This is a genomic window from Mycobacterium sp. 4D054 (assembly GCF_052245755.1).
Classification (GTDB): Bacteria; Actinomycetota; Actinomycetes; order Mycobacteriales; family Mycobacteriaceae; genus Mycobacterium.
Window position 1 is genome coordinate 1 of record NZ_JBQQCF010000023.1, and the last position, 13,033, is coordinate 13,033.

At 66.5% G+C, this 13,033-nt stretch carries 13 protein-coding genes and 1 pseudogene; 9 read left to right on the top strand and 5 right to left on the bottom strand.

The window, feature by feature from the left end; all coding sequences use genetic code 11:
- Positions 1-119: 119 nt before the first annotated feature.
- From ACTWP6_RS17255 to ACTWP6_RS17275, 5 genes and pseudogenes are all read left to right on the top strand, one after another.
- The gene (locus ACTWP6_RS17255; protein WP_443188395.1) at positions 120-1,382 is read left to right on the top strand and encodes a DUF222 domain-containing protein; all 1,263 of its coding nucleotides are present in this window, start codon (positions 120-122) and stop codon (positions 1,380-1,382) included.
- A 117-nt stretch (positions 1,383-1,499) separates the two neighbouring features.
- Positions 1,500-2,237: a 4-hydroxy-tetrahydrodipicolinate reductase gene (gene dapB, locus ACTWP6_RS17260; RefSeq protein WP_260751625.1), complete on the top strand. Its 738-nt coding sequence runs from the start codon at positions 1,500-1,502 to the stop codon at positions 2,235-2,237.
- Positions 2,234-2,701, top strand: a complete 468-nt coding sequence (locus ACTWP6_RS17265) for a hypothetical protein (RefSeq protein ID WP_260751626.1) — start codon at positions 2,234-2,236, stop codon at positions 2,699-2,701. Before dapB ends, ACTWP6_RS17265 begins: the two co-directional genes overlap by 4 nt.
- A complete protein-coding gene (locus ACTWP6_RS17270) occupies positions 2,698-3,153 on the top strand; it encodes a flavodoxin family protein (protein WP_260751627.1) in 456 nt (151 codons plus the stop codon). Before ACTWP6_RS17265 ends, ACTWP6_RS17270 begins: the two co-directional genes overlap by 4 nt.
- Positions 3,154-3,165: 12 nt before the next feature.
- Positions 3,166-3,619 (top strand): annotated as a pseudogene (locus ACTWP6_RS17275) (hypothetical protein).
- A 22-nt stretch (positions 3,620-3,641) separates the two neighbouring features.
- Here ACTWP6_RS17275 and ACTWP6_RS17280 read toward each other — a convergent pair.
- Positions 3,642-4,562 (bottom strand): HpcH/HpaI aldolase/citrate lyase family protein, encoded by a 921-nt coding sequence (locus tag ACTWP6_RS17280; protein ID WP_443188341.1) that lies wholly within the window; start codon positions 4,560-4,562, stop codon positions 3,642-3,644.
- A 5-nt stretch (positions 4,563-4,567) separates the two neighbouring features.
- Positions 4,568-5,305, bottom strand: coding sequence for a dienelactone hydrolase family protein (locus ACTWP6_RS17285; protein ID WP_443188342.1), 738 nt, complete (start codon positions 5,303-5,305; stop codon positions 4,568-4,570).
- Positions 5,306-5,681: 376 nt separating this feature from the next.
- Between ACTWP6_RS17285 and ACTWP6_RS17290 the strand changes: the two genes are divergently transcribed.
- Positions 5,682-6,539: a hypothetical protein gene (locus ACTWP6_RS17290; RefSeq protein ID WP_443188343.1), complete on the top strand. Its 858-nt coding sequence runs from the start codon at positions 5,682-5,684 to the stop codon at positions 6,537-6,539.
- 24 nt (positions 6,540-6,563) lie between these two features.
- Positions 6,564-7,097 carry a DUF3558 domain-containing protein gene (locus tag ACTWP6_RS17295; RefSeq protein ID WP_260751634.1) on the top strand — a complete coding sequence of 178 codons (534 nt, stop codon included), beginning with the start codon at positions 6,564-6,566 and terminating at the stop codon, positions 7,095-7,097.
- A gap of 24 nt (positions 7,098-7,121) precedes the next feature.
- Here ACTWP6_RS17295 and ACTWP6_RS17300 read toward each other — a convergent pair whose 3' ends face one another.
- The 3 genes from ACTWP6_RS17300 to ACTWP6_RS17310 form a co-directional block, all read right to left on the bottom strand.
- The gene (locus ACTWP6_RS17300) at positions 7,122-7,262 is read right to left on the bottom strand and encodes a hypothetical protein (protein ID WP_443188344.1); all 141 of its coding nucleotides are present in this window, start codon (positions 7,260-7,262) and stop codon (positions 7,122-7,124) included.
- 430 nt (positions 7,263-7,692) lie between these two features.
- Complete coding sequence (locus ACTWP6_RS17305; protein ID WP_260751639.1) at positions 7,693-8,616, bottom strand: hypothetical protein; 924 nt, start codon at positions 8,614-8,616, stop codon at positions 7,693-7,695.
- A gap of 159 nt (positions 8,617-8,775) precedes the next feature.
- The gene (locus tag ACTWP6_RS17310; protein ID WP_443188345.1) at positions 8,776-11,550 is read right to left on the bottom strand and encodes a helix-turn-helix transcriptional regulator; all 2,775 of its coding nucleotides are present in this window, start codon (positions 11,548-11,550) and stop codon (positions 8,776-8,778) included.
- Between the two features lie 115 nt (positions 11,551-11,665).
- Between ACTWP6_RS17310 and ACTWP6_RS17315 the strand changes: the two genes are divergently transcribed.
- Together ACTWP6_RS17315 and ACTWP6_RS17320 are read left to right on the top strand one after the other, a co-directional pair.
- Complete coding sequence (locus ACTWP6_RS17315) at positions 11,666-12,466, top strand: thymidylate synthase (RefSeq protein WP_260751642.1); 801 nt, start codon at positions 11,666-11,668, stop codon at positions 12,464-12,466.
- On the top strand, positions 12,463-12,942 hold the full coding sequence (locus ACTWP6_RS17320) for a dihydrofolate reductase (RefSeq protein ID WP_443188346.1): 480 nt from the start codon (positions 12,463-12,465) through the stop codon (positions 12,940-12,942). Before ACTWP6_RS17315 ends, ACTWP6_RS17320 begins: the two co-directional genes overlap by 4 nt.
- Positions 12,943-13,033: the final 91 nt, after the last annotated feature.

The following is a 13,033-nucleotide window of genomic DNA, read 5'->3' on the forward strand; positions in this document are numbered from 1 at the left end:
TCGGATAGTCCTCCCGGTGCTCGCGCACCAGACGGACCGCCTTCGCTCGGGTCTCCGGGTCGTACTTGCTCGGCATGACATGCACCTTCCCAAGGAAGGAGGTGCGCATCAAACGCGGGATGGTTCAGTGGGGGTTCACCGGTGTGCGGTCGATGGAGGGGTTGATCGCGTGGAAGTTGGGTACTTCGTTTCGTAACGCCGAGACGATCGTGGCGGTGGCGCGCCGGCTTGGGGAGTTTCCGCGCTGTAGCCGGGATTTGCGGGAGGGCCGGCTGTCGTTGGATCAGGTCGGGGTGATCGCCGAGGGCGCGGGGGCGGGTTCTGACGATCATTACGCCGAGTTGGCCGCCCATTCGACGGTGGCCCAGTTGCGTATCGCGGTCAAGCAGGAACCCCGCCCCGAACCCGAACCCGGCTGTGACCCCGAATCCGGCTGTGACCCTGAGTCGGACCCTGAATCCGACTCTGAGGCCGAGGCCGAGTCCCGGTCTGAACCCGCGGTCAGGCCGGATCCCGCGCCGCGGGCGTCGATCACCAAGACCAGTGATGAGCAGTACACCTATTGGCGGATCGCGTTGCCCCATGATGAGGCGGCGACGTTCGACACGGCGCTGCGGTCTCATCACGAGGCGTTGGTGGCGCAGTGGAAACGCGACCACAACATCACCGACCACGCCGACGGCCACGACACCGACCACGACATCACCGACCGCGGCTACGACACCGGCGATCGCGGTGAGGGTGTGGGGCGGGCGCCGTTGCCGGACACGGTGGCGGCGTTCTGGGCGCTGGTGAAGGCGGGCTGGGATGTTGAGGTGGCGCGGCGCCCGCATGGGCAGCACACCACGGTGGTGATGCATGTCGATGTCAAAGACCGCATCGCCTCCCTGCATTTGGGGCCGGCGCTCTCGGCTGCCGATCGTCGGTATCTGTCTTGTGATGCCACGTGTGAGGTGTGGTTCGAACGCCATGGGCAGGTCATCGGTTCCGGGCGCACGACCCGCACGATCAGCCGGCGGTTGCGGCGGGCGTTGGAGCATCGTGATCGCACGTGTGTGGTGCCTGGGTGTGGGGCCACGCGGGGGTTGCACGCCCATCACATCCGGCATTGGGAAGACGGCGGGCTGACCGAGTTGGACAACCTGGTGCTGGTCTGTCCCCACCACCACCGGTTGCATCACCGCGGCGTCCTCACCATCACCGGACCCGCCGAGCGGCTCACAGTCACCGACAGCACCGGCCGACACCTCGAACCCGGGTCACTGGCCCGTCCCCCGACCCAACCCCCACCCGAAGTCGCGCCCTATCGTGGGCCGTCCGGCGAACGGGCTCAGTGGAAGTGGTACACACCCTTCCAACCCCCACCACCCACCACCAACTGATCCTTGGGAGCGCCCCAGGTCAGCGCCGACGCCTGCAGATCGACCGCGGGGACCCGGCAAAGTCAGCGGCGGCGAGCGAAATTCCTGAGGCCTGAGCTGGGACGCTAGGGTGAGCCCATGCGAGTGGGAGTGCTGGGCGCCAAGGGCAAGGTGGGCGCGACGATGGTGGCGGGCGTCGAGGCCGCCGACGACCTGACCTTCACCACGGGTGTCGATGCCGGCGACTCGCTGTCCGCGCTCGTGGACAGCGACACCGAGGTCGTCATCGACTTCACCCATCCCAGTGTCGTCATGGACAATCTGAAGTTCTTGATCGACAACGGGATTCATGCGGTCGTCGGCACCACCGGCTTCACCGACGAGCGCCTCGATCAGGTCAGGGAATGGCTTGCGGCCACACCGGGCGCCTCGGTGCTCATCGCGCCGAACTTCGCGATCGGCGCCGTGCTGTCGATGCACTTCGCGCAGCAGGCCGCCAAGTACTTCGAGTCGGTCGAGGTCATCGAACTGCACCATCCGCACAAGGCTGACGCGCCGTCGGGAACCGCCATGCGGACCGCCCGCCTCATCGCCGAGGCACGAAAAGGCATGCCGCCCAACCCGGATGCCACCAGTACCGGTCTCGACGGCGCCAGGGGAGCGGACGTCGACGGCGTCCCCGTGCACTCCGTGCGGCTCGCCGGCCTGGTCGCACACCAGGAAGTTCTGTTCGGCACGCTCGGAGAGACGCTGACCATCCGTCACGACAGCATCGACCGCACCTCCTTCGTACCCGGTGTGCTGTTGGCCGTGCGCAAGATCCGGGAACATCCGGGTCTGACGATCGGCATCGAATCCCTGCTCGACCTGACATGAGTGACGGGGCGCGCGCCCTGCGCACACAGCTGATGATCGGCTTCATGTGCGTCGCGCTCGTCGTGTATTTCGTCCTGCTCGGGCGGGCGGCGTGGATCTTGATCTCCTCGGGGGAGCCGGCGCCGATCGGGCTCGGGGCGGCCATCCTGATCCTGCCCGTCATCGGAATCTGGGCGATGGTGGCGACACTGAAAGCCGGTCTGGCACATCAGAGACTGGCGCGGCTTGCCCGCGAACAGGGAATGGAGCTCGACATCAGCGACCTGCCGCGAAGGCCGTCTGGCCGTATCGAACGCGATGCGGCCGACGCGTTGTTCGGCGCGGTGCGCGACGAACTGGAGGCCGACCCCGAGAACTGGCTCCGCTGGTACCGGCTGGCACGCGCGTACGACTACGCCGGTGACCGCGGCCGCGCTCGGGAGACGATGAAGAAGGCGGTACTGCTCGAGGAGTCGGCCCGATGAGCAAGACGCTGCTGATCGTGCACCACACCCCGTCGCCCCACTGCCACGAGATGTTCGAGGCGGTGCTCGCCGGCGCGACGGATCCCGAGATCGAGGGTGTCGAGGTGCTGCGCCGTGCAGCGCTGACGGTCTCACCGGCCGAGATGCTGGCCGCCGACGGCTACTTGCTGGGCACTCCGGCCAACCTCGGTTACATGAGCGGCGCGCTCAAGCACGCGTTCGACCAGTCGTATTACCCCCTGCTGGATTCGGCGCAGGGCCGGCCGTTCGGGATGTATCTGCACGGCAACGAAGGCACCGAGGGCGCTGAGCGGGCACTCGCAGCGATCACCGGTGCGCTCAAGTGGGAGAAAGCCGCCGAAACTGTGATCGTCTCCGGCAAGCCGACCAGAAGCGACTTGGAAGCGTGCTGGAATCTGGGTGCGACAGTGGCCGCGACACTGATGGTCTGACGAAGGAGTCTCATGCCCGGCATCGCCGAAATCGCCCTGGCCGGCGCACCGATCGCAGGTGGTGCGCTGCTCGGTCTGGCCGCGGGGAACCTGCGTCCGCCTGACGTGCGCGCGGCGATCGCCAAGGACCTGGATCTTTTGGACCGACTCCCGGCTGACCAGGCGCAGCGTCGCGCCGAACTTCAGCGCATCATCGACATGCGCATCGACGGCCTGATCGCCGCCGCCGACAAGAGCCGCGAGCTCCGTGAACTGGCGGCCTCCTACCAGGGGAACTGGCGCGACATCGTAGTGTTCATCTGCGCAATTTTGTTCACCATCGTCTGGTGGAACGTCGAGCACTCCCGCACGAACTGGCTTGTCGTTCGTCGTGCTGATCATCCTGACGGTGCTTGCCGGGATCTACGCCGCGCGCGGCGCGTTGCGGGCCGTCACGACCTACTTGGCGCGCAGGCGGCGCCCCTAGCCTCCAGTGATGGACCCCAGCCTCAGTAGTGGTAGGTGTCCGACGGGGCCGGGATGTGAGTGGGCTCGTCGACGTCGTTGAACTCTGACGGTTCGATGTCGTATGCGCGCGCGAGCTCCAGGATCTTGTTGGCGCGGGCGATGCGCGGAAGATCGGAGCCATTGCGGATCTCGCCGCCGTCACGCTCGTACTCGATGAGAAACTCCTTCGCCCAGGTGATCTCCTCCGCCGACGGGGAGAGCCCCTCGTTGACGGTCAGGCACTGTTCGGGGGTCAGGCAGATCTTGCCGGTCATGCCGAACTCCGCTGACACGGCAGTGGCCTCGCTGAGCTTCAGTGCGCTGGAGCCGACGGTGGGACCGTCGATCGCGCTCGGCAGATGAGCGGCTTTCGCAGCGATCGTGAAGCGCGACCGCGCGTAGGCCAGCGTCATCGGGTTGTCACCGAAGCCGGTGTCGCGCCGGAAATCGCCGATACCGAACGCCAAGCGGAAGGTGCCCTTAGCAGAGGCGATCTCGTTGATTCGCTCCAGGCCGCGCGCGGTCTCGACGAGCGCGACGATCGGCACGCCGGGCAGGCGCTTGGCGGTCTCGGTGACATGGTCGACCGACTCCACCATCGCCAGCATGACCCCGCCCACCGGGCTGCCCGCCAGCATCTCCAGATCACCGGCCCACCACTCGGTGCCGAACCCGTTCACCCGAACCCAGTCGGTGTGGCCCTCACCGAGCCAGCGCATCACGTTGGCCCGGGCCGCGGCCTTGTCCTTCGGCGCGACGGCGTCCTCGATGTCGAGGACCACGATGTCGGCCCTCGAGTGGGCGGCCGCGTCGAAGCGCTCGTACTGCGCGCCGTTGACCAGCAACCAACTGCGGGCCAGCACGGGGTCTATCCGCCGGCCCTGCTCACCGAACGCCGATTCACCGAAACTCTGGTCGTACACGCAGCTCAGACTAGGTGACTGTTGAAGAAGGAACGCATCGCGTCCCAGTGCCGGCGCGCGGCGGGCTCGTCATAGGGCCCGTTGTCGGGCACCGCGAACCCGTGAAACGCCGAGTACCACTCGATGGTGTGCTCGACGCCGGCATCGGTCAGCGCCTTCTCCAGTCGTTCACCGTCGGCGGTGGTGAACGACCGGTCGCTGCGGGCCGCACCGATGTAGACCGCGGCGCGGATCTTGTCGGCGAGCAGATGCGGGCTGCTGGTGTCGTCGGTGGCCAGGCCGCCCCCGTGGAAGGACATCGCCGCCGCGACCCGATCGGGGACCCGCCCGGCCACCACCAGCGACGTGCGGCCGCCCATGCAGTACCCGGTCGTGCCGAACGACGCGCCCCGGACCTCGGGCCGGGCCGCCAGGTAGTCGAAGAACGCGATCGCGTCGGACGCCATGATCTCGGGGGTGATCTTGGAGATCATGCCGAACAGTCGACGACGCTCGGCCTCGTCCTCGAACACCGTCGCCATCGTGAACGGCGCCCAGTCACCGTCGCGGTAATACACGTCGGGCACGAGCACGGCGTAGCCGTAGCCGGCCAACCTGTCTGCCATCGCGCGGAAGGTCGGTCGGGCGCCTCCGGCGTCGGGATACATGACAATGCCGGGCCACGGCCCGTCGGAGTCGGGCGTGTGCAGGCTGACGGGGCAGGCGCCGTCTGCGGTGGTGATCGTATCGGTGATCCTCGGCATGGGTTCCGTTCTACCTCAGCCGGGTCGACGCACGCTGTGCGCGCCCCGACCACCATAGGGAAACACCCGATTTATCGCGGACTTACCCGATATAGCGTCCCGTCCCGGAGGGCAGACCACGCTGTCGGCACTTCAGCAACCGGCGAGATATTTGAGGCAGCGGAGCGTGAGCATGGTGGGGACACTGCGGACCGAGACCCTCACGATCGTGTGCGCAGTGGTTGTCGCATCCTCTGGCTGCGGCGGTCAATCGCAGAGCGGACCCGCCGTGAGTCCGGCCTTGCGGCCGGCGTCATACGACGGCCTGTTCAGCGGTCCGCAACCGTGGACCACCGACGTCTCCGGAGCATAAATATCCGACCGCAGCGACGCGATCGTGCAGGCGCTGAGCAGCATGGGCGGCTGGGGCGGCGACAACGCTCTCCAGATCGATTTCTCCATCCCTGTCTTTTTCGCCGACGGCGACACGCCGCGCCGCCAGGTGGTCGGCACCGACGACTACTGCTGGGGCGGAACGGCATGCGACAGCGTTCCCGCCGAGATGCCGGTTCCGCTGGACGCCAACATCGAAGGGTCACCGGATCTCACGTGTGACGCGTCAGGCGACAGCGCGGGGCAGGGTGACTGTCATCTGCTCGTCGCCGACCGCGACGGCCGGAGACTCTACGAGACCTATCAAGCCACTGCAAAAGGTGAAACCATCACGGCGCAAAGCTTTTTCGTATGGGATCTCGACAAGAAGTACCCGCCGACCCTACGCGGCGACCAGTGCACGAGCGCTGACGCCGCCGGCTTCCCGATCGCCGCTCTCACCCCGACCGCCGACGAAGTTGCCTCTGGCGCAGTCGATCATGCACTTCGATTCATACTCCCGAACAACAGAATCAAGGAATCCGTCTACGTCCGACCAGCCACCCATGCCGGTGGTCCGACAAGTGCCGATCCAGACGCACCTCCCTACGGCGTGCGGTTTCGGTTGAAGTCCGGCTTCGACGAATCGGACTACTCGGAAGGGGAGAAGGTGATCCTGCGGGCACTCAAGACGTACGGCATGCTGCTCTCCGACGGGGGAGAGATCCCGCTGACCTTCGCCGACGATCGAACCAGCGCCGCGAAGTGGGCCGACCTCGGGATCGACGCGCACTCGTTCGACGCGATCGGCGTCGACCAGTTCGACGTCGTCGGATTGGGCGACGAAATCCCGCTCACCTACGACTGCGTGCGCAATTCGTGACAACTGCTGATCAAGGGGGTTCGGATGAAAGATCTCACGACGACTTCTCGCCTCGTGTCGGCTGTCCTGTGTTTGACCATGGCGGGGTGCGGTTCGCAGAGCGGCCCCAGCGGCGGTGACGCCAATGCCGGCGACACGTCGAGAACCGTCGCCGCCGACGCTGGACACGCATCTGCGATCGACGCGTGTTCGCTGATTGCGGCAGAGGATATCTCGGCGTTGCTCGGCGTGACCGTGGAAGGTAGGTCGACCTCGAACAACCCCGAGGTACCTGCATGCGTGTGGGAGAACCCGGAGAATTACGAGTCGATTTCGCTGGAGATCGGCAACCCCGGTACGGCGATCAACGGCACATTACCCCCACCAGAGCCCGGAATGCCCGACGTCGGCCGGCCGGGTCCGGACGGGATGCGGTTCCTGGGCTACGGCCAGGTGGAGTTTCCTGCGGCCGGGCGGAACAACAGTGTGCAGGTCGCGGTGCTCAGCATGTCGGCTGACCAGGCCGACAACGCGGCCGTCGAACTCGCGCGCAAGGTCGGACCGCAGCTTCCTGAATAGCGCGTGACACCGCGCGGGCCGGGGTCACTGTGACAGATCCAGGTCGGTGGCGGTGGTGACGCGCTGGGCCGGTATGCCGGCCCGGTCGCATGTCTGTGCGACGGCGCTCGCCGATCCTGCCGTGAAGACACCGAACAGAACTTCGTCGCCGGGCACGGCAACCATGGACAGTAGATGCACGGGCGGTCCCAACGCGGATACCGACGCCGCGCACTCGTTGAGTCGGGCCGCTGTCTCCTCGAGCGACTCGGCGGTGGCTGACGATCGGTACCACTCGACGAGATATCACGGGACGGAGATGTTCATCAAATCGAAGCTATCGCGTTGGCGGACAGGGTAAATCGGGTGTTTCCCTACGACTCGGAAACGACTCATCAGAGCGGGCGTCCGCTTCGCGGCAGCGGGGGAGAGCCCCGAGGTCTACTGGGGGCGTGCGTCTTGGTTGCACGGCTCAGGCGCAACCCAGCTGATGAAACACTGCGGCTTGCGCTTGCCCGACGAGAGTGCCTTCCTGCCTGGAGGCTCGGGGGCTTGCGCAGGCCCCGGGTCGCCCAGGCAGGGCAGGCACTTCCGTTGTTGCAGTGAGCGGTCGAGACTATCCGCTCACGTTCTGGGTGGACTCGCCGATGGTGACCTGTTTCCCGTCATAGTCGGCCGTGCATCGCACAGTCGCGCGGTAACTGACAAGAGGTGGCGGCCACAACAGGTCGGTGATGTTTCCGGTGCTGTTCGCGCCGACGCTGACGTTCCTGTTCACTGTTTCCGGCCCGAGCAATCCGCTCGTTCTTGTTGCGGTGTAGGCGCATTCGGCGGGCAGTGCCGATTTGTTGGTGACCGCGACATTGGCGTTGAGCCCGGCCCGAGTCACGTTCATCGACACTGCATTCGTCGGAGCTGCGCACTGCTGGTCACCCGGAACGGTCGCCGACAACGATCCCGGCGGGCAGTTCTTCTGTGCCAAGGCACACGTCTGGCCCGCTGGAACGGTCGGGGACTTCGAGCCAGGCGGGCACTGCACGTCGGCCAACTGGCACTGTTGCCCGACTGGAACGGTGGCGCTCTTCGACCCAGGCGGGCACTGAACAACTTGAGGTGCGGGCGGCGCGGGAGGCGTGTACCTGTAGTCCGACCAGGCACCACAATCATCGCTGCCGAACGTACTCTTGCGACAGCCTTGGATCGCCAGATTAAAACCTGAGGACGTGTTGACGACCTGGGTTGTGACGTTGCCGCACGCCTTGTCCAGCTCGGCTTGTGGCCCGCCATTGATCTTGGTGTGCACGACGTCCCCGGCGAGATCCTCGTGTACTCGCGGGCAGCCCGCAATGGTGCACACCACCTGGCCGTCGTTGGATTTCGTACAGTTCACGTCATAGCCATTGGGCAGCACGTCGGCATTCGCCACGGGCGTCATGCTCGGGGCCAGAGTGGGCACCGCCGCCGGCGCCACCCACACAAGCCCGAAGACGACGGCCGCGGCGGCCAACATGGCCCATAGCTTGGGTATCTGTTTGCTCATGACTTCTCCATCAGTGGTCGACATCGCCGGCGTTTGTTGAACCGGCCAGGGATCAGTTCGGCGAGACACCCGAGCCGGCTACGCGGAGCGTAGGCCCGAACAGGGGGCGGATTAATCGGGTGTTTCCCTATGCTTTTCCGATGTGGAGGGCGATTGTCCCTATACGCCGGGTCGGCTCATGTGCCGCCCGAGTTCGGCCCGCGAGTGGATGCCGAGCTTGGCGTAGATGCGGGACAAGTTGGCTTCCACGGTTTTTGGGCTGATGAACATGGCGGCCGCAATGCCGCGGTTCGTCAACCCCGACGCGGCGAGTTCGGCCACCCGTCGTTCGGATGGCGTGAGCACGGCGTCGCGGTGTGGGCCGACATTCGCGCGGCCCAACTCAGCGCGTGCCCGGTTGGCCCACAACGGGGTACCGAGTTGCTCGAAAGTCTTCAGCGCGTCCTGCAGTGTTGCCGCCGCGTCCTCTTTGTGGCGCTGTCGACGTTGAAGCTGGCCGAGGAGGAGCTGCGTGCGTGCTCGCTCGAACGGCATCGGCAGATGCTCGTGTCGCGACATCGCGTGGTGGGCGGCCACCACCGCCGCGTCGACGTCGCCGCAGGCGGCCGACAGCATCGCCCGGCCCCGCGCCCCCACAGCAAGCATCCAGGCGCGGCCGAGACGGCGGCCGTTGAGTTCGAGCGCTTCCACGAGGGGAAGCGCCGAAGAACAACGATCCAGGGCGACCATCGCCTCGACGGCATCAGCGACGAACGACGCCGTGATGATCTCGGTCGCGTTCGGTGCAGCGCGAAGCTTCGGCAGCAGAGGATCGAGGGTGTCGAGGGCGGCTTGATGGTCGCCGAGTGACACCTCAAGGAACCCCAGCGCTGTCCTCGGCCACTCGCCGAGCAGTGCCGACCCACAGCGTTGGCTTGCTGCCAGCGCCGAAGTGACATCCTTGCGCGCGTCGTCGGCCCGGCCCGTGTAAGCCCCGAGTAGCGCCCGGGCGGTGAGTGTCACCGACATCGGCAGGTCCCCCCCGAGCTGCTGGGCGAGCAAAACGGTGTCTTCGACGATCAATGTGGCGTCGGCGAAGTTCCCTCGCCATATCTCGGTCATCGCGCTGTGGAACGCGACGAACATCAGCTCGCCGTCCTCACCGCGTTCGATGCACTGCCTTCGCAGTGAGCGCATATCGGCGTGAGCCTCATCGAGCTCGCCCACCCACGCGCGGATGACAGCCTGGTGCGCTCTGGGCCGGAACGCGCTCGGGATGTTGGCCTGAGGGTCCTCCATTTCCACCGCTCGTCGCAGACCCGCTTCATCGGCGCCGTCGCCCCGCAAGAAGGCCATCATGGCCCGCATGCTCAGTGCTTGACTCAGCAAGTCGGGGCGCCCCAGATTTTCGGCACTGGTCACCGACTCCTCGGCGCGCCGTATCGCATCGTCCAGGCGGCCCGTGTTGAACAGTGCGAAAGACAGGGCGACCAGCACCGGCACCACGACCGGGGGATGGCCGGCGGCGTCGGGTATCGCCCCCTCAAGGAGTTCGACGGCCTCCGGGAAACTGTCGTCGAGCAATCGGATGTAGCCGAGCAGACTTGTCGCCTCGGCGCGCAGCACTCCAGGCGGCAGCTGAGCGATCGTCGCTTCCAGCTCGGCACGCGCACGCGCGGGCTCGCCGGCATGGAAATGGTGTTGAGCCGACAGGATTCGTCGCTGCGGTGTGTCTCCGCCCAGTCCGATGGCCAGATCGGTGAGTTCGGCTGCCGCCACCGGTGCTCCGCGGCTTCGTGCTGACTCGGCTGCCGCGTCCAGCGACCGAAGGGTGCGGGGGTCACCATGGGTGGAGCCGAGAGCCAGGTGCCGGGCCCGCAACTCTGGTTCCTCGATGGCGTCGGCGAGTCGCCGGTGGGTCTCCCGGCGCTTCGCCGGGGCGGCCGAGGTGTAGATCCCCCAGGCCAGCAGGGGGTGGGTGAAACGCACACCGTTGCCCTCGATCCCGATGACTCCTTTGTTCTCGGCCACTTCCAGTAGTTCCACGGTCCTGTCGATGCCTCTGCGGGACGTACGAGCGACGAGTTCGACGGTCGGGCTTGCGGCGCAGGCGGCGGCCAGCAGCACGTCCTGCAGCTCGGCGTCCAAGGCGCCGAGGCGGGTTCGCACCACGTCCGCCAGGGTGGGAGGCAGCGGCTGATCGGCGAGCGTGGCCGCATCCCCGATCGAGCGGGCCAACTCGAGGGCATAGAGCGGGTTACCGGCGGAGACCTCGTGTATCCGCACCATTGTCCGTCGCGAGTACGTCCGCCCCAGCCGTTCGTGCAGAACCGCATGGAGCGCACCGACCGACAAGGGCTGCACTCGTATTCGCCGGGTGCGGTCCGGCCGTGGCATCTGGGGCAGCGGCGGGGCGCGGTCGCCGTCTGTGGGGGTGCGTACCGTGCCGAGCAATCCCACCTGACCGGTGAGGCGGGCGCAGGCGAATGCGAGGGCGCTTGCGCTCGAGGTGTCCAGCCACTGGAGATCATCGATCGCGATGAGCACGGGCGACTCCGCTGTCAGGATGTCGATGACCGACAAGAAACCTGCCGCCACGGCGAGTGGGTCGGTGGCGACGTCCTCGACGCCCGCCCGCAGCATCACCCGGTCCAGCGCTCGTCGCTGGGGCTCCGGCAGATTCGCCAACACCGGGGGGTCGACGCCCCGGATCAGGTCGGCCAGCGCCGCATAGGCCAGTACCGATTCAGCGGCGGCCGAACGTGCACGGAGTACGCGCATTCCGCACGAGTGGGCCCGCTCGAGCGCGGACAGCCAGACGGTGCTCTTGCCGATGCCGGCTTCACCCTCGATCAGAAGTGCGGCGGGTTGCTCGGCCACAGCCTGGAAGAAGTCGGCGACGGCGGCCAATTCGGTTGGTCGTGGGATATCCCCGGTATCCCGCGGAAACGTCACGATTCGATGATTACAGCAATCCGCACTACTCGCCCCGGAAACAGTGGATCGGATGAGGAACGCGCTGGGCCGCGTCGAACTGCTCGACTCTGTTCGGGCGACGTAAGCTTGGCGCGTGCCGATCCCCACGCCCTACGAGGACTTGTTGCGTCTGGTGCTCGATACCGGCATCACCAAATCCGACCGCACCGGAACCGGCACCCGCAGCCTGTTCGGTCATCAGATGCGGTACGACCTGAACGCCGGGTTCCCGCTGATCACCACCAAGAAGGTGCACACCAAGTCCATCGTCTATGAACTGCTGTGGTTTCTGCGCGGCGACTCGAACGTCCGGTGGCTGCAGGACCACGGTGTCACAATCTGGGATGAATGGGCTTCTCCGACAGGCGATTTGGGTCCGGTCTACGGGGTGCAGTGGCGGTCCTGGCCGACTCCGTCCGGTGAGCACATCGACCAGATCAGCGCGGCGCTGGACCTGCTCAAGCGCGATCCCGACTCGCGCCGCAACATCGTCTCGGCCTGGAACGTCGGCGAGATCCCACAGATGGCACTGCCGCCGTGTCATGCGTTCTTCCAGTTCTACGTCGCCGACGGCAAGCTGAGTTGCCAGTTGTACCAGCGCAGCGCCGACCTGTTCCTCGGCGTGCCGTTCAATATCGCCAGCTATGCGCTGCTGACCCACATGATGGCCGCGCAGGCGGGCCTGGGCGTGGGGGAGTTCATCTGGACCGGCGGTGACTGCCACATCTACGACAACCACGTCGACCAGGTCATCGAGCAACTCTCCCGTGATCCGCGGCCTTACCCGGAACTCGTTCTCGCGCCGCGGGATTCGATCTTCGACTACACCTATGAGGACGTCGTCATCAGAAACTATGACCCGCACCCGGCGATCAAGGCCCCGGTGGCTGTGTGAGGCTGAACCTGATCTGGGCGCAGTCCAGTTCCGGAGTCATCGGACGCGGCAACGGGATCCCGTGGCATGTGCCGGAGGACATGGCCCGGTTCAAGGAGCTCACCATGGGCCGCACCGTGATCATGGGCCGGTTGACGTGGGAGTCGCTGCCGCAGAGGTTTCGGCCGCTGCCCGGCCGCCGGAATGTCGTGGTCACCCGGCAGGCTGACTACCCGGCCGACGGAGCAGAGGTGGTGACCTCCCTGGAGGACGCCCCGCTTGACGACGCATGGGTGATCGGTGGCTCGCAGATCTACGGGCTGGCGTTGCCGTCGGCGACGCGGTGCGAGGTCACCGAGGTGGACATCGATCTGCGCAGAGAGGACGACGACGCGCTGGCGCCGGTGCTCGACGAGGCGTGGGTCGGTACCGAGCAGGACTGGCGCGAGAGCTCGTCAGGGCTGCGCTACCGGTTCTACACCTACGTACGGCGCTGAACGCTCGCGCGGCGCGAGGTCTGCCGTCGGCCCTCACTACGGGCCGCAACTGCGCCAGACGCCGCGGACTGAGTTGTCGGTGCGGTAGGCC

Coding starts and splice junctions, on each gene's coding strand:
- ACTWP6_RS17285 (WP_443188342.1), bottom strand. CDS start 5,305: ATGCCGAGGATCACCGATACGATCACCACCGCAGACGGCGCCTGCCCC.
- ACTWP6_RS17255 (WP_443188395.1), top strand. CDS start 120: ATGGTTCAGTGGGGGTTCACCGGTGTGCGGTCGATGGAGGGGTTGATC.
- ACTWP6_RS17300 (WP_443188344.1), bottom strand. CDS start 7,262: ATGGTTGCCGTGCCCGGCGACGAAGTTCTGTTCGGTGTCTTCACGGCA.
- dapB (WP_260751625.1), top strand. CDS start 1,500: ATGCGAGTGGGAGTGCTGGGCGCCAAGGGCAAGGTGGGCGCGACGATG.
- ACTWP6_RS17295 (WP_260751634.1), top strand. CDS start 6,564: ATGAAAGATCTCACGACGACTTCTCGCCTCGTGTCGGCTGTCCTGTGT.
- ACTWP6_RS17305 (WP_260751639.1), bottom strand. CDS start 8,616: ATGAGCAAACAGATACCCAAGCTATGGGCCATGTTGGCCGCCGCGGCC.
- ACTWP6_RS17265 (WP_260751626.1), top strand. CDS start 2,234: ATGAGTGACGGGGCGCGCGCCCTGCGCACACAGCTGATGATCGGCTTC.
- ACTWP6_RS17270 (WP_260751627.1), top strand. CDS start 2,698: ATGAGCAAGACGCTGCTGATCGTGCACCACACCCCGTCGCCCCACTGC.